Raw genomic sequence first — 23,842 nt, 5'->3', positions numbered from 1 at the left:
GGCGGGCCTCAATGGTCTTCTTCGACGGTGGATTTTTCGATGTCGGCCTTGATCAGGAAGCTCTGGGCCACCACCACCTGTTCACCGGCCTTGAGCCCTTCCAGCACTTCGGCGCGCTCAGCGTCGCGGCGCCCCAGCTTGACCGACCGGGTGTGGTAGGTCTCTCCCTGCTGCACGTAGACCACGTCCTGATCTTCTGCGGACTGCAACGCGGTGATCGGCACGACCAACGCCGCCGATTGACGATCCACGGTGACCCGCGCCTTGACCGCCGAACCCGGACGCCACAGGCCATCGGTGTTGGCCAAGGTGGCGCGCGCAATGGTGCTTTGGCTGGCGGTGGCGGTGCCTGGCAGGACGCGCTCCAAGGTGGTCTGCGCCGTGACGCCATCGCTCAAGCGGGTGACTGTCACCGGCACGCCGGCACCGATGTGCTGGACGTCGGCCCCGAAGATGTGCAGGTCCACCCACAGGGTGGACAGATCGGCGACCTCGAACAGTGGCGCGCCCTCAGCCGCCGCCATGCCCACGGCGGCCGTACGCGCCATCACCACGCCGCTGATTGGCGCGGTGACGGTATAGGTGGTCAGGCTCAGGTTGCTCTCCACGGTGGCCAGGGCCTGGCCGGCACGCACCTGATCACCCACGCCGGCTCGCACAGAGCGGACCGGTCCGGGGAAGCGTGCAGTGACCTGCGCGATGCGCCCATCGATCGGGGTGAGCAGCCCTTGTACCTCATGCTCGTCAGCAATCTCACCTGGACCCGCCGGCGCGACCTGGATACCCGCCGCCTGCGCAGCTTTGGCGGCAATCTTGGTTTCCAGCGGCGCTTCCTCGTGCTCGCCGTGCTCTTCGCCCTCAGCGGCGGCGCCGCCCTCGGAGGCTTCGTTGGGGGTCGACGCGTTGCAGGCGGCCAGCATCAGGGCCATGCCCAGTGCGGTCCAGAAAAAGCGATTCATGGGGTCTCTCCGGTGGAAGCGGCCGCCGGCGGCGTGACAAGCGCCTGGCCGGTCAGTCGTTGAATTTCGATCAGGGCGCGCTGCGCATCGAGCGCCACGTCCAGCTGCTGCTGGGCCATGGCCGTGCGTTCGGACTGCAGCTGTGCCCATTCCAGATAGCTGATCGCGCCGGCGCGATAGGCGCGCTCGGCAGCCTGCTCGGCCCGGGCCAGCTTCGGCAGTACGTCTCCTTGCAGCCGCGCCACTTCGGCCTGCGCCACGGTGTAACGGCCATGGGCCTCGACCAGCGTGGAGTACAGCGACAGGCCCTTGGCCTCGCGCTCGATCGTCAGCACCTCCAGCTCGGCTTCGCCGGCGCGAATCTCCGGCTGTGCGCGGCTGCGGCTGCCCAGTGGCATGGACACGCTGGCCACCAGCGCGGTGTCGTCGGACTCCTGCAGGCGGCGCACACCGAGCTGCCAGGACAGGTCTGGCGAGGCCGCCGAACGCGCCAGTTGCAGTCGCGCCTGCGCGATCCGACGGGCGTCGGCAAACTGCGCCAGCTCCGGAGTCCGCTCCAGTTCCTCGGCCAGCGTCTGCATGGACGCGATCGCCGGCAAGGCCATGGGATCGGCCGCAGCCACCTCGAAGTTGGGAGCACGTTCGCCCCACAGTGCGGCCAGATGCTGACGGGCGGCGATTCGCTGCTGATCGGCCCGATCACGGGTCAGCTCGGCCCGCGCCAGCGCTGCCTGCGCGGTGAGTACCACCGATTCGGGCGAAGCACCGGCCTGCAGGCGCTGCCGGGCGGCCGCCACGGTCCGCTGGCGCTGGCCGACATCCACGTCCGCCAGCCGTCGTTGACGGTCGGCGCCAACGACGGCCAGATAGCGCTGCGCCGTCTCGGCGAGCAGGTCCAGCCGACCGGTCTCCCGCTGCACGGCCAGCGCATCAATCCGGCTTTGGGCAAGGGTTCGGCGCGCATCGAGCTTGCCGCCGCGCTCCAGGACTGAGCTCAGGCTCAAGGTCAGCTCGGCGCTGTCCAGACCACGGGCCACGCCCGTGCCCAATGCATTTTCGACCTCGGCACCGACCGTCCACGGTGGGCGCTGCATGGCCTGATCGCGCTCGGCAGCGAGCACGGTGGCCCGCGCATCCACCAGGCGCAGCTCGGGGTGGGTTTGGGCCACACGCGCGAACGCGTCGTCCAAAGTCATCAATTCGGCCGCCGCCGCCGGCGTCGTCACCGCGCCGCCCAACAGCAGCCATGCGGCTATAGCCGCCAATCGCACATGCATGGAAGTACTCCGAAGGTTCTCGATATCGACAGGGCGCCGGCGCATGCCGGCCGACCTCACCCTGCGATCGGCGGTCGGAATGGCGCGATCAGGTGCGCGGGCGGATACCGGGGCGTATCGGCGTCCACCTCGTGCAAGTACCGACCGATGTCCGCCACGGCCAGCAGCATCTCAGGGGCCGGCACGGCTTGGCCGCAACACAGCACCAGCTGCTGAAGCCGGTGCAGGGCGACGTCTACGCCACGCTCGGCAGCTGGCGGCGACACTGCCGGGCCGCGGTCGGCAGTGGCCAGGTGGGTTTGAACATGTAGCTCGCCGACCAGTGCCAGCACCGGCTGCGCCACCAGACCCACGGCCAAGTGCGCCAGCAAGAGCCAGCGCAGGCCAGAACCCAGCCGGCCAAGCCTGGTCATGCAGCCGTCTTGCTCGCGTCGGCACGTGCCCGGCGGGCATCACCCAAGATCTCGAAGGACTCCTTGATCACATACAGGCCGATCAGGGCGCCGATCACGAAATCTGGGTACGGGCTGGCCAGCCACCACACCAGCAGGCCGGCCAGAATCACGCCAACATTGGCGACCACATCGGCGCGGGTGAACAGCCAGGTCGCCCGCAGGTGCACTTCACCGGATTTGAGCGGCGCCAGCATGCGCAGGACGGTCATATTGACCACCAGCGACAGCAGGGCGGTGCCGATCATCCAGCCACTAACCGGCTCGGCGCCGTACATCACGCGACGGCCGACCTCCAGCAGCACACCCACGCCCAGCACCAGCAGCACGCTGCCGCTGACCCAGGCTGCGTTCGCCTTGAAGCGGGCCGTGCGCCCGATGGCGACCAGGCCGATGGCATAAGCGGTGGCGTCGGACAGCATGTCCAGGGCGTCGGCCAGCAGACCGGTGGAATGAGCAACCCAGCCGGCGATGCCGCCGATCACGGCCATCGCCGCGTTCAACGCTAGGGCGATCCAGAGGACGCGCCGCTCCTGCGCATTCTTGGCCTCGTGGTGGCAGCCGCAATCACTCATCGGAACATCTCCATTCGCAGGGAAGCCGGGCCCGGGCGGGCCGCTGGCATGACACAGCCGGTGAGGGTAAAGTCCGTAGCTACTACGGAGTCAAGCGTACTACGAATGAAAATCAGTGAAGCTGCCGACGCCAGCGGGTGCCATCTGGAGACCATCCGCTACTACGAGCGGATCGGCTTGCTGCCGCGCCCGGGGCGCTCGGGCAATGGCTACCGGGTCTATGGACCGGCCGACATCGAGCGGCTGCGCTTCATTGCGCGTGGCCGGGATCTGGGCTTCAGCCTGGAAGAGGTCCGCAGCCTGCTGCAGTTGGCCGGCGATGAGGAGCTTTCGTGCGGGGACGTGGATCGGCTGGCCCGCAGCCATCTGGCCGACGTGCGCGCCCGCATGGCCGATCTGCAGCGCATGGCCAGCGAGTTGGAACGGGTGATTGCTAGTTGCCATGGTGGTCAGCGGGCGGAGTGCACGATCCTGTCGACTCTGCGCCAGCCGACCTCGGTGGAGGCCACCACGCGCCAGTGACCGAACTGGACCGCTCAACTAGTGTGGTACGACTAGCGCGTAAGGCCTCCTTCCCAACAGCTTGGTGCGTCTGCTGCGCGTGTTGCTGAGCAGTGCCGGGTTGCCGCCGCTCGGTTCCCAGCAGCCACTCGCTGCGTCGCGTCTTTGCCTGCTGGCCCAATTCCAAAGCTGCGACCGGAAGGCGATGATGGAGTACGTGGACTGGTGTGATGGAATATAACGACTTCGTGAAATAGGTCTGGGGGGATCTGCAACCGAGACGGCACACTCATCCTTGCGTTTCGGACGCTTAGGCAGGTTTGACCCTTAACGTAATGAGTCCTTGCCGACGGTACGGGCGTCGCTCCTTCATGGCCATCGCAAAACGGTAGCAGCGAGAGTGGGTGAAGCCGGGTGCACGCTGAGCCCCTCGCAGTGGCGGATCGGTGTCCGCAGGTCTAAAGCGCGAAAACCTCGCATTCCAGTTTTCGAAACAGGGGCGCCCTTGTACACATGCAGCCAAAAGATCATCTGCAGGAACTGACCGTGACTGAAGGCGAGGGTATGCCCGGCACTCCTTCCGGCTTCAAGCAGACAAAGAGCGTCACGCGTACGCCTGACGAGCATTGAGAATGACTCCGCACCGGGCCCATCTATGTAGTTCGGATCGCTGCGGCTCCAGTAGTCTTCGACCCACTGCATCCGCTCGCCTGCAGTCGTCCCCGCACAGCGAGCCGGGCAAAGATAGGTGAACTCTTGGATGGGGAGCTCCTGGACAGTCAGCCCGTACCGCTCTGCAGTAGGGGTCGCCGTTTGGACTGCCCGCAAGTAAGGTGAGCTCCAGACTGCCCCTACTGGAGAGGGGAACGCTGATCGCGCCAATTGTTTCGCGTGCAAATGCCCCGCCGGCGTCAGAGGAATGGTCGCAGGATCATGCGTTGCAAAGCCAGCATTTGCGGTGCTTTGCGCGTGTCTAATCAGCGTGAGCATTGAGTCTCATTTGAGTTCGTTTCTCCTCTGGACGAGAGTGCGTGCGATACCAATTTTATGCGGATTTCGGGGGTTTAAGGCGACCGCGCGTACGCTTCGAACCTAGGATCAGATTTGCGTTAGCGTCCAAAAAAGCGCCCATGTCGCTGCGGCGCTGGAGAACCTTGGCCGGTATCTCCAGGTTTAACTTCCTCGCAAGCGACACGGCATAGCTTACTTGTGCGGAAGTGGGTGGCTTCAGGTCCCAGTCGAGGCAGTCTGATAGAACTGGCAAAAGGCGAGCCGCAATCCGAGCTGCAAACTCTTCACGTTCCGGGTCATGGGCCAGCCGCAGCCACTGCTCTTGTACGGACTCAAGCACACCAACTGGGGCGCCTAGGTCAAGCAGGAGGTCGTAATCGGGATCAATTAGAAGCAGCGCCATGGCTTTGTCAGCTGATACCTATAAGTAGTCTACCTTTAGGGTGGTAGCTATAGAAGTAGCTCAACGCCAATCCTGTGCCCATGCAGGAAGAGAATCTAGCGCTCCAACTTGGGGCAGCCATTCGAACAAGCCGCCTAGCCACCGGCTCGAGCCAAGAGCGCTTCGCCGACGCAATTTCAATGCATCGCGCCTACTACAGTGCAATTGAGCGAGGCGAGAAGAACATCACTATAGGGACCCTGGTCCGGCTCGCAAATGGGCTAGGGATCAAGCCGTCCGAGCTCTTGGCTGCTGCCGGGCTTTAGGTTGGCAGGGCCATAGCGGGGACTGCGGTCGCGTTTGCTGGGACCTGCATTCGGCCGTAGGCTAGCCACAACTCGTGCGAGCGGGCCCAGATGTCAGATCTCTTAGAGCCAACGGCAGAGCCTGAAGAGCCAGGTTCCGGTTCTGCAGGAAGCTGGGTGTCTCGACACGTTTCATTACGGCGGCGTGACGCCGAATGGATGGATCCATTGAGAGCAGCCATCTCCGAGCGATTGAAACCCCGACCAGATGAGAAATTTGCGAACGAACTGCTCGAAAGGGCAATCGGCGCTTATTCGGCACGGCGTGCGGGCCGTGAGTAGGGGAAGGCCTGTGCCCCATTGCAAGTATGGACGCGCCGCTTCCTGCACTTGCAGGATCAACATAGAGCAGGGCCAGCCCATCGCAGAACCTGGATCGTCATTGAACAGACACATCTCTGGGAAATAATTCGACTATTCCAGATAAATGGTTTTGATGGCATGCGCAAGCTCAATGTTCTGTTCCTCTGCACAGGTAACTCAGCGCGCAGCATTCTTGCCGAGGCTCTTGCTAACCATCTTGGCCGCGAGCGCCTACGTGCTTTTAGCGCCGGAAGTCATCCCAAAGGCGAAGTCCACCCCATAGCCCTGCAGGTGCTGGAGGAGATTGGATTTGAGACTGCCAATCTTTCCAGTAAGCCTTGGGAGGTCTTTGCAGGCGCCGATGCACCACACATGGATTTGATCGTGACAGTTTGCGATCGCGCAGCGGGCGAAGCATGTCCTGTGTGGCCTGGCCACCCCGTCACGGCCCACTGGGGCATCCCTGACCCGGCAGCGATGCACGGTAGCGGGGAACAGGTCCACAAGGCTTTCCTGACTGCACTCCATCAGCTTCAACATCGCCTGGCATTGTTGCTTGCACTTAAACCTGAAGCTTTAGACCGCATGACCTTGCAGTCACAAGTGCGGGGGCTGGCCGACGGCGGCGCGGCTCAGTCACCGGGTGTGGACGAAGCTGAGGATCGGAGGTAGTCGCTGATCTGCCTAACAGCTTCGCGCGCGTAGCGGGTGACGCCGATCAGCGTGGCTGATGCGGTACCGTTCCAGTCGCCGTAGCCCAACAGCCAGACCAATGGCTCTGCGACAGAGCGAACCTTGGAGTCGTCCACGTTGATCTGACCATGCGCGTTGACCAAGCCCAGCCCTTCCAAGTATGACAACGCCGGCCGGAAGCCGGTGCACCAGATCACGGCATCAATGGGGCGCTCGCTGCCATCTGGCCGTTGCATACCTGTGGGGGTGAAACGGGCCGGCGGCCTTATGGAGGCAAGCACGCCGCGTTGACGCGCGTCCACCACCGGCGGCACCATGACGATGTCGCCGAAACCGCCCTGCGGCAAATTCGGCTCGCGGCCTTCCTGCTGCGCTCTCCATTTCTCTGTGGCGCGTTCGAACAGCACGCGCCCATCGACATCGTCACCCAGGAACGCCGGCTCCTGCTGGGTGATCCAAATGGCTTGGGCGACCTTGGATACCTCGGCCAGAATCTGCGCGCCGGAGTTGCCGCCTCCGATGATGGCCACGCGCAGTCCGGCAAAGGGTTCGGGGGTGCGATAGTAGGCCGAGTGCAGCTGCATACCAGCAAATGTGTTCAACCCGTCGAACGCAGGTCTGTAAGGATGACGCCAGGTACCGGTGGCGCTGATTACCGCACGCGCTTGCCACTGCCGGCCGTCATCTGCCTCTACCAGCAATTGATCGCCTGAGCGGCTGATGCGCTGCACCCACACGGGGCGCAACACCGGCAGCGCGTACTTGTCTTCGTAGCGGGCCAGGTAGTTGATCACTTCCGTCTTGGCGGGGTAGGGCGCGCGGCTGACCGGCATCGGCCAGCCGGGAATCGAGCTCCAGCCTGCGGGCGAGAACAAGTGCAACGACTCCCACGCATGCTGCCAGGCACCGCCGGGAGCTGCCTCCGCATCAAGAATCACATAGGACAGCCCGCTCCGGCGCAGGAAGTAGCCGGCTGCCAAGCCGGACTGGCCACCCCCGATCACCACCACATCGATGCTGTCCATCTACGCTCCCTTCTGCCTGCGCAACAGTCAGGCGGCGCTTCTATGCTGCTGTTGATCAGAGATATTGAGCGCATCCAGGTAACGCTCGGCATCCAGCGCGGCCATGCAGCCGAAACCGGCCGAGGTGATCGCCTGGCGGTAGTGCTGGTCGGCCACGTCGCCGGCGGCGAACACGCCTTCCACCGAGGTCTGGGTGGCGTTGCCGCCCAGGCCCGAACGGATGTCCAGGTAGCCGTTGTTCATGGTCAGCTGGCCGTCGAACAGGCTGGTGTTGGGGTGGTGGCCGATGGCCACGAAGAAGCCGTGCGCCTCGATGTCGCGGGTGCTGCCGTCCAGGGTGGACTTCACCCGCACGCCGGTGACGCCGGCGTCATTGCCCAGCACTTCGTCCACCTGGTGGTGCCAGACGGTCTCGATCTTGCCGGCGGCGACCTTGGCAAACAGCTTGTCCTGCATGATCTTTTCCGCCTTGAGGGTGTCGCGGCGGTGCACCAGGTAGACCTTGCGGGCGATGTTGGACAGGTACAGCGCCTCTTCCACGGCGGTGTTGCCGCCGCCGACCACGACCACGTCCTGGTCACGATAGAAGAAGCCGTCGCAGGTGGCACAGGCCGACACGCCGCGGCCCTTGAAGGTTTCCTCGGACGCAATGCCCAGGTACTTGGCGGTAGCGCCGGTGGCGATGATCAGCGCGTCGCAGGTGTACTCGGCGCTGTCGCCGATCAGCCGGAACGGGCGCTGGGACAGGTCGGCGGCGTGGATGTGGTCGAAGATCACCTCGGTCTCGAAGCGTTCGGCGTGGGCCTGCATGCGGCTCATCAGGTCCGGGCCCATCAGCCCATGCGCGTCGCCGGGCCAGTTGTCCACCTCGGTGGTGGTCATCAGCTGGCCGCCCTGCTGCAGACCGGTGATCACCACCGGCTTGAGGTTGGCGCGGGCGGCGTAGACCGCCGCGGTCCAGCCAGCCGGGCCAGAGCCGAGGATTAACAGCGAAAGGTGTCGTGTGCTGCTCATTGATCAGTGGCTCCTGGCATCGGCAGGAAAGTAGCGCTTGCCCAGCCGCAGGGCGACGTGCACCAGCAGGATCAGCACCGGCACTTCCACCAGCGGGCCGATGACCGCCGCGAAGGCGACCGGCGAGGCCAGGCCGAACGCCGCGATCGCCACGGCGATGGCGAGTTCGAAGTTGTTGCCCGCCGCAGTGAAGGCGATTGCGGTGGTACGCGGGTAATCCTTGGCGATGAGTTTGCCCATGAAGAAGCTGAGGATGAACTGGATGATGAAGTACAGCGTCAGCGGGATCGCGATGCGCACCGCGTCCATGGGGATGCGCAGCACGTCGCCGCCTTTCAGGCTGAACATCGCCATGATGGTGAACAGCAGCGCGGCCAGGGTGATCGGGCTGATCGCCGGCAGGAATTTCTCTTCATACCAGCGCACGCCCTTGCGCGCCTTCAGCCAGCGGCTGGTAAGGAAGCCGGCCAGGAACGGAATGCCCAGGTAGATCAGCACGGCTTCGGCGATGGTCCAGAAGCTGACATCGATCACGCTGCCCTGCAGGCCGAATACCGGCGGCAGCCAGGACAGGAAGAACCACGCGTAGACGCTGAACAGCGCGATCTGGAAGATCGAATTGAACGCCACCAGGCCGGCCACGTACTGGCTGTCACCGCGTGCCAGCTGGTTCCATACCAACACCATCGCGATGCAGCGGGCCAGGCCGATCAGGATCAGGCCGGTCATGTATTCGGGGTAGTCGCGCAGGAACAGCATGGCCAAGCCGAACATCAGGAACGGACCGACGATCCAGTTCTGCAGCAGCGAGAGCATGAGCACGCGCTTGTCGGCGAAGACCTTGGGCAGTTCTTCGTATTTCACCTTGGCCAGCGGCGGATACATCATCAGGATCAAGCCGATCGCGATCGGGATGTTGGTCGACCCGACCGACAGGCTGTTGAGCGCGGCAGGGACACCTTCGAACATCGCGCCCAGACCGACGCCGAGCGCCATGGCCGCAAAGATCCACAGGGTTAGATACCGGTCCAGGAAGGAAAGGCGGGAAGTATCAGTGGTCATGGTGTTTTCCGGAGAGGCGGTCAGTCGATCTGCGCGATAGGGTCGAGCTGGGCCTTGAGGGCCGCACGGTCGTTCCAGGCACTGTCGGGGATGTCGAGGAAGGCCTGCAGGCGCGCTTTGATGATCTGGTGCGCGCGGTCGAACGCTGCAGCTTTTTGCTCGTCAGTCCCTTCCAGTCCGGCGGGATCGAACAGCCCCCAATGCACGCGCACGAAATCACCAAACACCACCGGACACGCCTCGGCGGCCGCGCTGTCACACACGGTGACGATCAGGTCCATGGCAGCGGCATCGGCCTCGGCAAATTCGTCCCAGGACTTGCTACGCATGCCCTCGACCGGGAAGCCTTCGCGCTCCAGCTGGGCAATGGCAAAGGGATTGACGCGACCGGCCGGCTGGCTGCCCGCACTGAAGGAGAGATAGCGGCCTTCGCCCCATTTTTTAAGGGTCGATTCGGCAAGCACGCTGCGGGCGGAGTTGCCAGTACACAAGAACAGAACACGACGGGTCATTTGAGCGATCTCTATGACGGGGGAAGGTCAGCAGCCAGCAGGACGTTCGCAGGCTTGTTCGTCGGCGCAGCAGTTTTCGGTCAGGTAGGCCACCAGCGCGCTCATCGCCTCGAACTCGGCCCGGTAGCAGATGGTGCGACCGCGCTGCTCGGCGGTGATCAGGCCAGCGGCCAGCAACTCCTTCAGATGGAAAGAGAGGGTGGCACCGGGAAGGGAGAGGGACTGGGCGATGTCGCCGGCCAGCTTGCCGCCACTTCCGGCCTGGACCAGCAGGCGGAAGATGGAAAGCCGGGTGGCGTGACCCAGGGCGGCCAGGGCGTGAGTTGCGTTTTTATGTTCCATGCTTCTAGAATAGTCGAATCGAATAGGCAGGACAACCCCCATGCAACACCTTCCCAATGTCGTCCCGGGCGCCTTGAACCCTCCGGTGGCCGAAAAGCTGAGCGAGCCGAATGCCGCGCCGCACCGGCCCCGCATCCTGATCTTGTACGGTTCCCTGCGCCCGCAGTCGTTCAGCCGCAAGCTGGCTTTGGAGGCGCAGCGGTTACTGGAACATCTGGGCGCAGAGACCCGAGTGTTTGATCCGCATGAACTGCCGATGCTCGATTCGGTGCCCGCCTCCCACCCCAAGGTGCAGGAGCTGCGCCAAGCCTCGTTGTGGTCCGAAGGGCACGTGTGGGTCAGCCCGGAACGGCACGGGACGCTGACTGCCGTGTTCAAGAACCAGATTGACTGGCTACCGCTGGAAGAGGGCAGCGTACGCCCGACCCAAGGTCGCACGCTGGCAGTGATGCAGGTCTGCGGTGGCTCCCAGTCCTTCAACGTGGTCAACGCGTTGCGCGTTCTCGGCCGCTGGATGCGGATGGTCACGATTCCGAACCAGTCCTCGGTGGCCAAGGCCTGGCAGGAGTTCGATGACGAGGGGCGCATGAAGCCTTCCGCCTACTACGATCGCGTCGTGGATGTGATGGAAGAGCTGGTCAAGTTCACCCTCCTGGTGCGTGGACGCAGTGACTACCTGGTTGATCGCTACAGCGAACGAAAGGGGGCTGTCGAAGCGGCCGCGCTGACTGCCGCGGCCGGTGTCGTCGAGACCGCATTGAATGAAAAGGAGAACGCATGAACGCTGTCATCTATCACACCCCCAAGTGCGGCACCTCGCGAAACACCTTGGCTTTGATTCGCCACGCCGGCATTGAGCCTGAAGTCATTGAGTACCTGGCCAACCCACCCAGCCGAACGCGGCTTGTCGAGCTGATTGCCGCCGCCGGATTGGATGTTCGCGGTGCAATCCGCCAGAAAGGCACACCCTATCTGGAACTGGGGCTGGACGATCCCGCGTTGAGCGAGGACGCACTGCTGGATGCCATGCTGGCCAATCCTATTCTCATCAATCGCCCCTTCGTCCAGACCACCACGGGCACGCGCCTGTGCCGGCCTTCTGAGGTGGTTCTGGACATCCTGCCAGCAGTGCACGAGCCCTTTACCAAGGAAGATGGCGAAGTGGTGATCGATCAGGACGGCAAGCGCGTCCGCTGAGTTGCTAAGCGGCAGGGAGAGTTCGAGAGCATGCAAAGCGCGCCCAAGCAGCCGCAAAAGCTGCCCCGGCTGATCGTTGCGCTGGGAGTGGGCCAGATCATTGCGTGGGCCAGCAGCTATTACCTGTTGGCCATTCTGGCGCTTCCTATGTCCAGAAGCACTGGCTGGTCGCTGGGGCTGTTGGTCGGAGGCCTCTCCGCTGGGCTGGTCACAGCCGGACTACTCGCTCCTCTGGCCGGTCGGACCATCGACAGGCGGGGAGGGCGGACCGTACTGGCGGTCAGCTCCGTAGTGTTTGCCATGGGCCTCGCGGCGCTGGCCACGTCACACTCCCCAACTACCTATTACCTTGGCTGGGTGGTACTGGGCGTTGCCATGTCTGCGGGCCTGTATGACGCTGCGTTCACGACACTGGGACAACTGCTCGGGGCAAACGCGAAGCAATCCATTGCCGGCCTGACCTTGGTGGCCGGCTTCGCAAGCACGCTCGGCTGGCCAGCGCTGACCTACCTTGACGAGGCCATAGGATGGCGCGGCGCGTTGTGGGTGGCTGCCGCATTCAACCTGCTGGTCGCATTGCCCATCCATTTGCTCGCCATTCCGAAGCATCAGCCCCGTACGGGCGCAAGTCCGCATCCCTCAGCGGCCGCTGCCGTCCACACCAGCACTGCAGCACCCGTTTCTGCTGCAGCACCGCCTGCACACTGGCTTGTGCTCATTGGCCTGTTGCTGACCTGCCAGGCAGCGATCATGGCGACCTTATCGGTGCATCTGATTGCGCTGCTCGGTGCCATCGGGCTGGCGCCATCGGTTGCGCTGCTCGCTGGCATGGTGATCGGCCCCGCGCAGGTCATCGCTCGTTTGCTGGAGATGTACTTCGGGCGAGGCGTGCATCCGACCTGGTCCGCACGCGTGGGGATTGCAGCGACATTGGCAGCCCTACTGCTGCTACTCACTGGATACTCGTGGGCAGCGATCATTGCATTCGTCATTTACGGTGCCGGCAACGGGATACTCACGGTGGCCCGCGGCACCCTCCCGTTGGCGTTGATCGGATCGGCGGACTACGGCAAGACCATGGGCCAACTTGCCCGTCCCATGCTACTGGCACAGGCGGCAGCACCGCCGCTTGCAGCCATTGCGCTCGAGCGAACCGAGCCTGTTTGGCTGATCTGCCTATTGGCGCTGCTTGCCACTGTTTCCTTGGTTGGAAGCTGTTGGTTGCCTGCAAAGACGCAGGGCGCGAGCCCTTGAATATGCATGCATGTGCATATATGCTTTATGCATGAGCAAGGGCACCCCCAAGGCAGACGCCATTGAGCAAGCAGTAAGCGTGCTGGCAGACCCCATTTTTCGGGCGCTGGCTGAGCCGTCGCGCTTGGCCGTGCTCAAGCGTGTGCTTCAGGTGGAACGGGCAGATATCGCGGAGATTGCCGCCGGCCTTCCACAGGAGCGATCCGTGGTCTCACGTCACCTGCAGGGACTCCACGATGCTGGGATCCTACGCGCAGAGCGGGTGAGCCGGCAGGTGTACTACCAGGTCGATGGCCCCGCGATGGTCGCACGCTTGGAGCAGATCCTGCTGCAGGTCAGGGCGCTGGCACCTTACTGCTGCCCCGGTGATTTGAAGTAATACCGCAGGCAATTCTTGATCCATCAACGCAACTCACATATATGCATATAGGCGCATACACGCATGAATAAGTTGAATGTCGACGTCGTCGTGATCGGGGCAGGGCAGGCAGGCTTGGCGATGTCCTACCGGCTCAAGAACGCAGGCGTGTCGCACCTGATTCTCGAACGACAACCGGCCGCTGGTGGCAGTTGGCCGTGGTACTACGACAGCCTGACCCTGTTCTCCCCGGCAGGATATTCCTCGCTGCCTGGCCTCGAGTTCCCCGGCGGAGCCAAGCGCTATCCCAAGCTGTACGAGGTCACCGCGTATCTGCGCCAGTATGCGTCCGCCTTCGACCTGCCAGTGCGCGCCAACAGCGAGGTTGTGGAGGTCATCTCCGAAGCAAGCCAACATCGCGTCAAACTTGCCGATGGAGCGGTCATTACCGCCCAGGCAGTAGTGGTGGCAACCGGTGGCTTCAACACACCTCACCTGCCGGAGATCCCTGGAAGGCAGCTATACCAAGGGACGATTCTGCACAGTTCGGCCTACCGAACACCCACCGGCTTCGAGGGCAAACGCGTCGTCGTCGTCGGTGCGGCCAACTCAGCGGTACAGATCGCGCACGAACTGCACTCCACTGCCACCGTGGTGCTGGCAACCCGCGAGCCAGTGAAGTTCATGCCACAACGGTTCCTCGGCTTCGATTTTCATGACTGGCTCAAGTGGACCGGCCTGGGCAATTCCCGTTGGCTGAGCGATCAGAGCACGCCCGTTCTGGATGATGGACGTTATCGACACGCGCTCCGTACGGGTGCCATCTCCCGTCGAGAGATGTTCACTGCGTTTACCAGTGATGGGGTGGTGTGGCCGAATGCAGAAATACAGGGAGTCGACGCTGTGATCTTCGCAACAGGCTTCCGGCATAACACCTCATTCCTGCCACGGGAAGCCATGGGCCAGGACGGGCGAGCGCTACACAGCAAAGGCGTTTCCACCACGATCAAAGGGCTCTACTACCTCGGGCTGCCGTTACAGCGCAATTTTGCCTCTGCCACGCTTCGCGGGGTGGGCAGTGATTCAGTGGGCATCGTCGCCGCGATCATGACCCACTTGCGGTCCGCATAGATCCCCGCTGAGATGTTCCAATACCGATGCCCGGCTGGCATCATCCGGCACTCAAATTAACAATGAGAACAATGACTTGTGATAGTCCAGCAGTCGTTGGCAAGGGGCCCTTTCGCCTGGCGGATGAGGTCGTGCCGAGACCATCCGGGACGGCACGGTTCAACCGATACTGCGTAGGCCCTCAGGCTGTGGCACGCTATCGGCGGGGAAGCACCTTTAGAGCGTGCCAGAAGGAATAAGGATGATCCATCTACCACCCTTGATTGTGGAGCGTCGGCACGCAGTCGGTACTGTGCGCCACCAACTGCGTCCGGCTGCTGACGTCGTCGTACACGCCGTTACCTCTGTGAAGATCTCACCTCGAGTCGAGCAACCGCTCTGGGAGCTGGATACTGGAGAGCGGATAGTTGTTACCAGCCGCAGCGGCGTGGCGATTCCGGAGGGCGCAGACGGTGTCTTGCGCGAACGCGACGGAGCCTTTTCATGGTCGTCGCATCGCCTCATCGAGCAATTTGTCCAGGAAGCCGGGCGAATCGGCTGGCATGAGCAGGCCCGGCGTACCGCGGCCACATGGAATGGCCGACTCGCGTTCCGTGCCGAGGTTCGCCAGCCCGATGGCAGTGTGGATCCGGGGGAAGCAGGGTTGCGCCCTCCGCAGCTAGGTGCTCTACACGCGATCGGCGCGCACTGGAGTCTGGACCTGCGGCCAGCCACAGTGGTCATGCCCACCGGCACCGGCAAGACCGAGACCATGCTCGCAGCACTGGCGGCCTACGGGCGGAATCCGATCCTGGTTGTTGTTCCGTGGGACCTACTGCGGAAGCAGACGGCCAACAAGTTCCTAGCATTCGGCCTGCTGAGAGCGCTGGGAGTGCTGCCTCATGATGTGCCCAATCCGATCGTAGGCATCATGACAAAGCGGCCAACCAGTGTGGTCGATCTGGATCTGTTCAACGAGTGCAACGTGATTGTTGCCACCATCCATACGGTAGGAGTGGGGATTGACACGCAATTGCTCGCGACGATCGCGCAACGGTGCAAGGCGCTGATCTTGGACGAGGCGCATCACGTTGCAGCCACCAACTGGAACAGACTGAAAACCGCGTTTCAGTCCATTCCCATTTTGCAGTTCACTGCGACCCCGTTCCGTCGTGATGGCCAGCTTGTCGACGGCCGCGTCATATTCAACTACTCCCTGGCGTCCGCACAGCGTGATGGCTACTTCAAGCGCATACGATTCGAACCAATCCATGAGGTCGGCGGAACCGCCCGCTCTGACCAGGCCTTGGCCGCCGCCGCCGTTCAACAACTTAGGCAGGACCTGGCCGCAGGATTTGATCATTTGATGATGGCGCGTTGTGCCAGCATTGGCCGCGCCGCGACCGTTTACCAGATCTATCGCGACCTTGCACCTGATTTGCGTCCCGTGCTGATCCACTCGGACGAGTCCGACGCCGCAGCCCGCTTGGCGGCACTGCGAGCGGGGCAGGCACGAATCGTAGTGTGCGTGGACATGCTCGGCGAAGGCTTTGATCTGCCCCAGCTTAAGGTCGCTGCTATCCATGACATGCACCGCAGCTTAGCCATTTTATTACAGTTCGTTGGCCGATTTACCCGAGTGGCGGGCGCTCGTATCGGTGAAGCAACTGCTTTGGCCAACCTCGCAGATCCCGGGGCGGCTCACGCGTTGGAACGACTCTATAGTGAGGATGCAGACTGGAACCAGGTGCTCAGCGAACTGAGTTCAGAGGCCGCACGAGACCACGCCGAGCTAGTCGAGTTCCTGCAGACGTCCCAACGGCTTGATGAGGTGGACGATTTCAACGTAGCCATTTCCCAACAACTGCTACGTCCGGTTTTCAGCACCGCGGTGTATCGCGTTCCCAGATTCGTACCGGAACGCTTCCATGGAGGTCTTGCCGAGGCGCGCCACGTGCACGCGGTTTGGTTACACCACGCCTCCCAAACGCTGTACTTCGTAACGCGAACCGAGCCGCGTGTACGTTGGACCCAGTCCAAGGGCGTGCGCGATCGGGAGTGGGCTCTTTTCGTCCTCCACTATGATCCTGTCATGGGACTACTTTTCCTATCGTCCACCGACCATAGCTCCTTGTTTGGCGAGTTGGCCGAAGCAGTCAGTGGCGAGTCAGAGCTTATTTCGGGCGAGAACATGTTTCGGGTGCTAGGGCATATCAATCGCCTGGTGTTTCAGAGCATGGGTGTCAAGAAACATGGTCGGCGCAACCTTAGCTACGCCATGTACACCGGCGGCGACGTCGCCCAAGCCCTGGGAATGACTGAGCGCCAAGGCTCAGTCAAGAACAACGTTAGCGGCATTGGCTGGGAAGCAGGACAAAAGGTGTCGGTTGGCTGCTCCTACAAGGGCAGGGTGTGGTCGCGAGAGCAAGGAACCGTGCCTGCATTGGTCAATTGGTGCAAAGCCATGGGTACGAAGCTACTGGATGACCGCATCGACGTCGCCACGATAATCGCTAACGTTCTTATTCCAGAAGAGGTGGCCAGCCTGCCGGCAGATAAGGCCATCCTCTCTTTGGAGTGGCCTGCAGAGCTTTTGGCGCTGGCCGAAGAGCGGGTGGTATTGGGAACGAATGCGGAGGCGGCTGAAGGCTGGCCGCTGTACTTAGTGGACATCAACTACGACGGCAGGCAAGGCAACGACGTCTACTTTTCCATTAGGACGGATGATCAGGACCCACTGGCCCAGTTAGTGCTGTCAGTCGGCGGCGAAGCTGGATATAGCGTGGCACAGACAGGCGGCGCGCAGGTCCAGATCAGCGTCGGCCGGCGGACACTCGCCCTAGATGCGTATCTATGCGAGTGCCCGCCACTGCTTCGATTCGTCGACTTGTGCGAGCTGGACGGCAACCTTTTGATCCGCCCCCAAGACCCACGACATCTGGTGATCGACGACTCGCGGTTCGAGTCTTGGGATTGGACTGACGTTGATATCACGAAGGAGTCGATGTGGAAGCACGGGGCACTGCGACACGATTCCGTGCAATGGAAGGCAGCACGACACTTTATTGATGGTGGCTTCGAAGTCGTTTTCGACGATGACGCTGCCGGTGAGGCGGCAGATCTGGTTTGCTTGAAGGAGGAGGAGGCCTCGATCCGCTTGGCGTTGGTGCACTGCAAGTTCTCGGGTAACGCTGAAGCGGGTGAGCGCATTAAGGATGTCGTAGAAGTGTGTTCGCAGGCCATCCGTTCTGCAAAGTGGAAATGGCGATTCGTTGATCTCGGCAAACACCTCCTGCGTCGCGAGGATCGGCTCAGGGCTTGGAATCGGCCAACCCGGTTCTTGGAAGGCAGTGCCGTTGACCTAAATCGCATTGTGCGTGCAAGCCGATTTAAGCCAGTTGAGGCAGAGGTCTTGATCATCCAGCCTGGCATTTCAGCGGCAGCACGAAGTGATGACCAGAACATGGTCCTGGGCGCCGCTGTAGCGTATTTGAAAGAGACCATCGGCTGCGACCTTGATATCGTGTGTAGCATGTAGAACTCAAGCCACCGCAACTAAGTACCAAACGAGCGCGACCGTTTATCCGGGCCGACGGGATAAATTTGGATCCCACCGCGTCACTTCTTGGGCCTCTGCGGTGGCAACGTTCGAATCGCTGCTTCAGGTAGCGCCCCGAGTTTTGCCAACCGATCTCTGCAATCGCGATATGAATCATAGAACTGTGCCCACTTGCTGAATCCTCCCAACTCGCCCACTGCGCGGAGCAGGGCAACATGCGAGGCCGTCAGCAGGGCAACTTGCGATTCGAGTGTAGATATGTACAGGTCTCGATCTGCGAGCGCACCCGCAGCAGCACCGCTCAACTTTCCGGGCCTGCCACGCCAACGACGAAACTCACGTTGCCGCTCCTGATACAGCGCTAGCAGATGGCTTCGTTCGTTGTTACGGGTAATCGACGAGGCGGCACTGATCGTTGGGTGCAAGCGCGCCACCGCGCGGGCGGTGATGTTCTCATCGCGGGACAGAAGGTCGTCAAGGACCTTTAGCATTTCCGGATCGGTGTCAACATGAATCTTTTCCGCGAATTCAATATTCATCCATCACTCCCTTACGGTCAGGAAGCGAGAAGTCCGGACCGTCTGGGAATGGCCTTTCGCCTTCGGTGGTCCCCAAGAGAGCCCGAACGCCATCAAGCCTGACCCTCGCGTGATCAATCTGATTGGTACGTCCGATGCTCGTCGACGGACGTGCCTCTGCAATCTCAATGGCATCGAGCAGCTTCAACTCGAGAGTCCGAAGATGAGCGCGATTCTCGGGCAAATTGGTTGCGGAAAGGTGGCGGCAACCCGCAAAGCACTCCAAGTGCTTTGGACAGGGATCAACAGTAAAACTGTTCAGGCAATGACCATATGGTGTCGCATGAAACCCGTCTGCCTCAATCTTCAAGAACTCAAACGCTGCTGCATCGCCTTCGTTTTTCTGGACGAGCTTGAAGGAATCAACGATTGGCCCGCTTGCCTTGCCCGATTGAATCATTTTCGCCACTATGCTCGCTCGCTGGCCCAACGCAGCTTCAACGTCAATCGGAAGTTCCAGTTGATCTAGCTCTTCTGCAAGGCTGCGATGATCGTACTCATAGCTCTGAGCTGTACTTCTACGATTAAAGCGCTTTGAGATGATGGTATCCGCAACACCTAGACGAAATAGCTCCGTGTTCTGAAGATGGCGGAGCGCATGTGACGTTAGGGTCGCACTCCGATCCTCGTCGGACTGACCATAGCGCATGAACAGGGTCTCACCAGTCTTTTGTTCACCAAGGGACATGTTGATCATGGTCGCATCTGGTCGGCCAACTGCGACATACCGGCCTATGTCACAGATTCCGCTATTCCTTTCCTCGCTCAGGGATCGCTTTGGGTGGAGGAACAGGAATTCCCATGATGCAAAGCGACGATCTGCCAAATCGAAATACTCTGTATCTGAAATCTTGGATGCAGTTGCCGCGCGCACATATCTTTCGGCGTCCTCGACCCTGATGAAGAAAGATTGGAGATCCCGCCTACTACCTAGCGCCACCGCCTCGCCACTGGAGTTCCTGAGGGCCAGGGCCCCGTGCTCCCTGCTATCAATCGCAGCGATTCGTCGGAAGAACATGCGAAAAGCTGCCGTCGCTTCCGCCTGCAATTGGGTGCTCATGTGCATCTGCGTGTTCTGCAGTTCATCAAAGCACTCGATTGAGTAATTTTCACGGCATCGCTTTATCCACTCTCGCTTTCGATCCTCGGCCATATCAACCCAGAATGCGTTTCCCGTAAGATTCGTATAGATCTGAGTTATCGGAACCAAGTCTCCTGGCTGATGGTGAGGAAACACTCGGCCCGTTTCAGTCTGCTTCTGCAGGGTTCTCCGCAACGGTGCCGTGATAGCCTCAGCCCTATTTAAGGTGCCCGAAACAATCTCCTCAAACATCTCCGGGACGTAGTGAGTCCTATCAATCAGAATCGAGCTCCCACCACCTTTGGCTTGCTGCTTTTCCGCAAAATGACGGATCATCAACGCCTTCGAGAAGCCTCCAGACTGCCCCGCAGGCTGCTTCGTTGAGTCGCAATAGTGACGATCTGTGCGCCACTCTGCAGGCAGCAGAGTGGCCTCACCTATTCTGAATCCGGTCAGGATCATGATACGGATGGCTGCGAAGCGCAGCTCATCCATGAAGCTCAGAGGCTGTTCGGTCATGATGATCCTCACCAGCTCCCAGAAAGCACGGCGTTCAGGCAGCAGTTCCGCGCGCTTTCGATCTTCCAAACTCTCCCTAATTTCTGTTTGCGATTTTAGGTAGCCCGCGCGTCGATCTAGGCGCGGCTGTAGTCGTTTGGTAGACAGGGTAGGGTAGAGCGGCCCCGAGTCGGCCAAGTGGTTTCCATCGAATACAACCCTGATCAGCCCGGCGATGAGATCCCCTAGCTTGCCCGATGCTTGAAGCATGTTTCCCACGTTCACGGCGAGAGCGATGTCGTCAGTCGAAATGCGCCACGGTTCGGACTCAGAAGCAATGGTCGCAAGAACTCGTAATGGGCGCACTACATTGTTGGCGACGTGACCAGAAGAATTTCTGCGTACAAAGACCTGCTCCATCACGGTCGCTTTGATAAGATCCTGCCACGCATGGGAGAATGCGCCGGGCGTCCGGGCAGGCAGGCCGCTTGAGAGACGAGTTGAGTTGATCGCGTCAAGCACCGATGGCTCTGATCCAAGGTGACGCAGACGGTGCTTGGGAGCAACACCTCCAGAAAGCGCAGTAATGTCCCACTCATGCCCTTTAAGCGCCGACCCATTTATATCCAGCGGAATCTCCCAGACTATCGAGTTAGCTGTAGCCAGTTCTTTTCCGAGCTGAACAAATGCTTTGAAATGTGTGTTCACGATGCCGTACCTTTCAGTTCCACGACAACTGCTTGCACTTCAGCAATTGTTCGCTCCAGCTGTAGATATGCGGGCGACACCGAGTCGCTGCGCGACGAACTGTGGAAGAACCTCACAATGCCGCGCAGGTCGGCTAGGACCTTTGAATGCATACCAATGTCCTGAACAGGCATGAACTTTCTGCATCCATAGCAAGACATGATTGGATTGAAGGGGCAGGCCGGCTGCCCAGATGCGCAGCCACCAATTCCGGCGATGACAACTCCGTGTGGAACTCCTGCAATCTGCTGATCCCCCTTCAGTTGCGCGAGATCCTCTGGCGCAATGAATCTGCTGTGCGCTATTCGAGCTACACGCTGATAAATGTCCGATATCCCCAGCGCTCGGTTGACCCGCTCAGCCTGATTTGATGACGTCTCGTAATAGACCAGGGCAGTGGTCGAGTCAGTATGCCCAAGGAACTCGGCGAGCTCCTCATGACTTGCGCCGGCGTCAACCAGCCTCTGCGCAGCGGTATGACGCAGTGCATAAGCAGTCTCCGAGCCGCCGATTAGCCTACGCAGGACGAGCGCAATACGACGCCCCGCCTCGTGCGAAGACTGCACTCCGAACACCCTTTGCCCGGGGTCGATTCCTCGAGAATGCGCCTGGTCCCTTAGTGAAGCGAAGATCGGGACCCACTCAAGCTTCACGCGGCGCAGCAGCGACCTTACTGCTGATTTCCCTCTCTGCTTGACCATTCGGAACGTTAGGTGAACTGAGCCGGGTCGTTCAGTTCGATCAAGCCTTATCCGCACATCTCGAAAAGTGAGCATGGCAATCTGCACCGGTCGCATTCCGAACTGGTACGCGCAAAGAAGCATGGCGGCATCCTGCAACACCTCCTCAGCGAGCGGCCTTGAACTACACTCATCTGCCACCTCATCCAAGAAGCGGACGATCGCGGCCTCTGCGTCAACGGAAAGGAAGGCATCTCCCGACCTTACAACTGCATACTTGTCATAGAACGGCAAGGGCAGGGCAGCCAGAACATCCTCGTATATCTCTGACCATCCGTTGACTCGATACTTCGCGAGGAGATGCAAAGTTGCCTTAGCGCAGTTGTACGTGTGCCGCGGATGATTCAAGGCAAGGAAGGGAACCCAAACGGAGGAAATGCCGAGGGGGCCTGCCGCTAGTAGCCTGGAGACCATTTCCGCGTCGATTTTTTTCCCTGAGGACAAGTAGTCCAGGGCGGTACCGGGCCCAAGATCTTTCCCAAGCATAAGCACGAGGACATGCTTCATCAGGGTTGCGAAGTCTTCAGAGCTGTGCTCGAAGGATAGGGAAATGGCGCGTCCGTTGTAATGGATATCGACCTTGCTGCACTCCGCAAGATTCCTTATCGATCGCTGGGTGTCGTCAAAGTCGTCGTGGTACCGGACCAGCGACGGAAGTGCAGGGAGCTTCGCAACGACATCACGAATTATTTTTGAATCGGAAGATGGAAGCTGCTCACGAAAAAGATCCATTCGATCATCCCCTCTATCCTTAGACGTTAAGTGCCCTCAGAACCTCAACTCTTTCATCGAACGCCGCGTTCCAGACAGACGACAAGCGATCCTCGAAAACAGCTCGAGCGTAGTGAATCGGCATTTGCGACTCCCGAGACCACCCGAAGAACGATCGCAGCTTCTGCAGTGCTTCATCCATAGGATCACCTTGGACCAACAGCTGATTAAGCCGCATGACAGCACACGTGTGCCTCAGATCATGCGGGGTGACGCTACTTCTGCCATTTCGATCTCTAAGCTCCTGAATGACAGAAGACGGAAGCTTTGCGGATACCTTCGCAAACATCTTTGTCAGTGATTCGGTGGACAACGGGCTTCCCAGCTGCGTACTTAGTAGAAAGGCGTGATTGGGTCTACCTCGGTAGTTCTCTACGTAAACCTGGACCAACGATGAGATGGTATCGCTCACGGGAAGCTGACGTATTGAACTGGCTGACTTGATACTTGGCGCTGAGTAACGCGGATCATCGTCGTTGGAGTACTTGCTTTCCTGGACGTTCAACCAGCTACGAAAACGGCCCTGTCTCTCATCAAAGCTGCCTTTGATTGCGTCTGCAGTGAGCAGGAGGATTTCTCCTCGGCGCAGTCCTTGATGAAGCATCAGCAGGAAAGCCAAGAAGGCAAGCCACCGCGTCCGCTGGCGAGGAAATGGATTAGAAGTTGATGACGGCTCAAGGATCACGTAAAGGGCCTCAACTACGCTCGCCGGAAGTGATCGCACATGAGCCGCGCGTCGGCCCCTCCGAACGTGCAGCTGCCCGTAGAGATGAGACAATCGGTGCAGTCTCGCATCCATCTGATGCAGACGATCCAACGGAAGGGCAACCTTTGATAGTCTTGTGACAATCGATTCTACAAAGGAAAGCCCAGTTCTCCATCGCGCTTCGTCGGATGGCCCCACGATGGGTTGGTTCTTGATTGAAACAAACCAAGATTCGAGAATTTCCGAGAGCAGAGCATCGTCCACCGAACCCAATGCGTCGTCCAGGGAGCTGGATCCGAACAGCCTATCGGCGTGAGCATAAAGGCTCTCGATGTACCGGAGCTTCTTGATTAGGCTGGACTTGGCGAGGTGGGATCCATCCATGAGTGTCCAAACGGCGACCCAGTACCTAGGAAGTCCATGCTTGCCGTCGACGAGCAGCGGCCCCTGGAGTAGCCCGGGCACATGATTGTCGGCAAGCTGCTGAAGCATGGCGAGTTCCTCGCTGCATGAACCGTGGCTTTTGTACCATTGATCAGCTCGGTGTTGCGGTAACAAGGTCTAGCCAAGGACCTTGCGCGCAACACCAGCAAAAGTACCAGCTTTTCGCATAATGTATATTATGTTATTGCGTCGCGCTGCTCTCTCATCGGATGAAACAGCTTTTGTCCGCAGCACCCTACCGATGTCATCTGCTCCTTAACCATGACATGCCCCTTAATGATGTCATCCCCTAAGGAATGTGCTCTGCAAAATCAATAAGCTAGCCG

23 protein-coding genes are annotated in these 23,842 nt (G+C 60.6%); 9 read left to right on the top strand and 14 right to left on the bottom strand.

What is annotated here, in order from left to right:
• Positions 1 to 8: 8 nt before the first annotated feature.
• From ABE522_RS02240 to ABE522_RS02225, 4 genes are read right to left on the bottom strand one after another with little or no spacing between them, the layout of a single operon-like run.
• Positions 9 to 959, bottom strand: coding sequence for an efflux RND transporter periplasmic adaptor subunit (locus tag ABE522_RS02240; protein WP_301868537.1), 951 nt, complete (start codon positions 957 to 959; stop codon positions 9 to 11).
• Positions 956 to 2,236 carry a TolC family protein gene (locus ABE522_RS02235; protein ID WP_346590248.1) on the bottom strand — a complete coding sequence of 427 codons (1,281 nt, stop codon included), beginning with the start codon at positions 2,234 to 2,236 and terminating at the stop codon, positions 956 to 958. The genes ABE522_RS02240 and ABE522_RS02235 overlap by 4 nt, the downstream gene beginning before the upstream one ends.
• A 56-nt stretch (positions 2,237 to 2,292) precedes the next feature.
• On the bottom strand, positions 2,293 to 2,649 hold the full coding sequence (locus tag ABE522_RS02230) for a hypothetical protein (protein WP_301868539.1): 357 nt from the start codon (positions 2,647 to 2,649) through the stop codon (positions 2,293 to 2,295).
• A complete protein-coding gene (locus ABE522_RS02225) occupies positions 2,646 to 3,263 on the bottom strand; it encodes a cation efflux transmembrane domain-containing protein (protein WP_301868540.1) in 618 nt (205 codons plus the stop codon). The genes ABE522_RS02230 and ABE522_RS02225 overlap by 4 nt, the downstream gene beginning before the upstream one ends.
• Before the next feature lie 105 nt (positions 3,264 to 3,368).
• Between ABE522_RS02225 and ABE522_RS02220 the strand changes: the two genes are divergently transcribed.
• Entirely contained in the window at positions 3,369 to 3,785 is a 417-nt protein-coding gene (locus ABE522_RS02220) for a MerR family transcriptional regulator (RefSeq protein ID WP_301868541.1), read from the top strand.
• 348 nt (positions 3,786 to 4,133) lie between these two features.
• Here ABE522_RS02220 and ABE522_RS17490 read toward each other — a convergent pair whose 3' ends face one another.
• Positions 4,134 to 4,754 (bottom strand): histidine phosphatase family protein, encoded by a 621-nt coding sequence (locus ABE522_RS17490; RefSeq protein WP_406846283.1) that lies wholly within the window; start codon positions 4,752 to 4,754, stop codon positions 4,134 to 4,136.
• Between the two features lie 504 nt (positions 4,755 to 5,258).
• Here ABE522_RS17490 and ABE522_RS02215 point away from each other — a divergent pair.
• Together ABE522_RS02215 and ABE522_RS02210 are read left to right on the top strand one after the other, a co-directional pair.
• Positions 5,259 to 5,483, top strand: a complete 225-nt coding sequence (locus tag ABE522_RS02215; RefSeq protein ID WP_313218389.1) for a helix-turn-helix domain-containing protein — start codon at positions 5,259 to 5,261, stop codon at positions 5,481 to 5,483.
• Positions 5,484 to 5,963: 480 nt separating this feature from the next.
• Entirely contained in the window at positions 5,964 to 6,497 is a 534-nt protein-coding gene (locus ABE522_RS02210) for an arsenate reductase ArsC (protein ID WP_346590246.1), read from the top strand.
• Here ABE522_RS02210 and ABE522_RS02205 read toward each other — a convergent pair.
• The 5 genes from ABE522_RS02205 to ABE522_RS02185 are packed head-to-tail and all read right to left on the bottom strand — an operon-like array spanning position 6,458 to position 10,473.
• A complete protein-coding gene (locus tag ABE522_RS02205; RefSeq protein WP_301868547.1) occupies positions 6,458 to 7,543 on the bottom strand; it encodes an ArsO family NAD(P)H-dependent flavin-containing monooxygenase in 1,086 nt (361 codons plus the stop codon). The genes ABE522_RS02210 and ABE522_RS02205 overlap by 40 nt on opposite strands.
• Before the next feature lie 27 nt (positions 7,544 to 7,570).
• Positions 7,571 to 8,557, bottom strand: coding sequence for a thioredoxin-disulfide reductase (gene trxB, locus ABE522_RS02200; RefSeq protein ID WP_301868549.1), 987 nt, complete (start codon positions 8,555 to 8,557; stop codon positions 7,571 to 7,573).
• Positions 8,558 to 8,560: 3 nt separating this feature from the next.
• Entirely contained in the window at positions 8,561 to 9,619 is a 1,059-nt protein-coding gene (gene arsB, locus ABE522_RS02195; protein ID WP_301868550.1) for an ACR3 family arsenite efflux transporter, read from the bottom strand.
• A gap of 20 nt (positions 9,620 to 9,639) precedes the next feature.
• A complete protein-coding gene (locus tag ABE522_RS02190) occupies positions 9,640 to 10,131 on the bottom strand; it encodes an arsenate reductase ArsC (RefSeq protein ID WP_301868552.1) in 492 nt (163 codons plus the stop codon).
• Between the two features lie 27 nt (positions 10,132 to 10,158).
• Positions 10,159 to 10,473 (bottom strand): ArsR/SmtB family transcription factor, encoded by a 315-nt coding sequence (locus ABE522_RS02185; RefSeq protein ID WP_046272489.1) that lies wholly within the window; start codon positions 10,471 to 10,473, stop codon positions 10,159 to 10,161.
• A 40-nt stretch (positions 10,474 to 10,513) separates the two neighbouring features.
• On the opposite strand from ABE522_RS02185, the gene arsH reads away from it, so the two are divergent.
• From arsH to ABE522_RS02155, 6 genes are all read left to right on the top strand, one after another.
• Positions 10,514 to 11,254, top strand: coding sequence for an arsenical resistance protein ArsH (arsH, locus tag ABE522_RS02180; protein WP_012480200.1), 741 nt, complete (start codon positions 10,514 to 10,516; stop codon positions 11,252 to 11,254).
• Entirely contained in the window at positions 11,251 to 11,670 is a 420-nt protein-coding gene (gene arsC / locus ABE522_RS02175; RefSeq protein WP_346590243.1) for an arsenate reductase (glutaredoxin), read from the top strand. Before arsH ends, arsC begins: the two co-directional genes overlap by 4 nt.
• Before the next feature lie 30 nt (positions 11,671 to 11,700).
• On the top strand, positions 11,701 to 12,924 hold the full coding sequence (locus tag ABE522_RS02170; RefSeq protein ID WP_301868554.1) for an MFS transporter: 1,224 nt from the start codon (positions 11,701 to 11,703) through the stop codon (positions 12,922 to 12,924).
• 31 nt (positions 12,925 to 12,955) lie between these two features.
• Positions 12,956 to 13,303 carry an ArsR/SmtB family transcription factor gene (locus ABE522_RS02165; RefSeq protein WP_301868555.1) on the top strand — a complete coding sequence of 116 codons (348 nt, stop codon included), beginning with the start codon at positions 12,956 to 12,958 and terminating at the stop codon, positions 13,301 to 13,303.
• 63 nt (positions 13,304 to 13,366) lie between these two features.
• Entirely contained in the window at positions 13,367 to 14,413 is a 1,047-nt protein-coding gene (locus ABE522_RS02160) for a flavin-containing monooxygenase (RefSeq protein WP_346590241.1), read from the top strand.
• 241 nt (positions 14,414 to 14,654) lie between these two features.
• Positions 14,655 to 17,930, top strand: a complete 3,276-nt coding sequence (locus ABE522_RS02155; RefSeq protein WP_346590240.1) for a DEAD/DEAH box helicase — start codon at positions 14,655 to 14,657, stop codon at positions 17,928 to 17,930.
• A gap of 80 nt (positions 17,931 to 18,010) precedes the next feature.
• Here ABE522_RS02155 and ABE522_RS02150 read toward each other — a convergent pair whose 3' ends face one another.
• Genes ABE522_RS02150 through ABE522_RS02135 form a run of 4 tightly spaced genes read right to left on the bottom strand, consistent with a single transcriptional unit; the run spans position 18,011 to position 23,564 of the window.
• Entirely contained in the window at positions 18,011 to 18,490 is a 480-nt protein-coding gene (locus ABE522_RS02150; RefSeq protein ID WP_346590239.1) for a hypothetical protein, read from the bottom strand.
• Positions 18,480 to 20,816: a hypothetical protein gene (locus ABE522_RS02145; protein WP_346590237.1), complete on the bottom strand. Its 2,337-nt coding sequence runs from the start codon at positions 20,814 to 20,816 to the stop codon at positions 18,480 to 18,482. Before ABE522_RS02145 ends, ABE522_RS02150 begins: the two co-directional genes overlap by 11 nt.
• Positions 20,813 to 22,327 carry a site-specific integrase gene (locus ABE522_RS02140; protein WP_301868561.1) on the bottom strand — a complete coding sequence of 505 codons (1,515 nt, stop codon included), beginning with the start codon at positions 22,325 to 22,327 and terminating at the stop codon, positions 20,813 to 20,815. The genes ABE522_RS02145 and ABE522_RS02140 overlap by 4 nt, the downstream gene beginning before the upstream one ends.
• A gap of 19 nt (positions 22,328 to 22,346) precedes the next feature.
• Positions 22,347 to 23,564, bottom strand: a complete 1,218-nt coding sequence (locus ABE522_RS02135; protein ID WP_346590236.1) for a site-specific integrase — start codon at positions 23,562 to 23,564, stop codon at positions 22,347 to 22,349.
• Positions 23,565 to 23,842 lie beyond the last annotated feature (278 nt).

The organism is Stenotrophomonas lacuserhaii (genome assembly GCF_039674585.1).
Lineage (GTDB): Bacteria > Pseudomonadota > Gammaproteobacteria > Xanthomonadales > Xanthomonadaceae > Stenotrophomonas > Stenotrophomonas pennii_A.
Note: the sequence above shows the minus strand (reverse complement) of the source record. Positions and strands in the feature narration are given on the sequence as shown.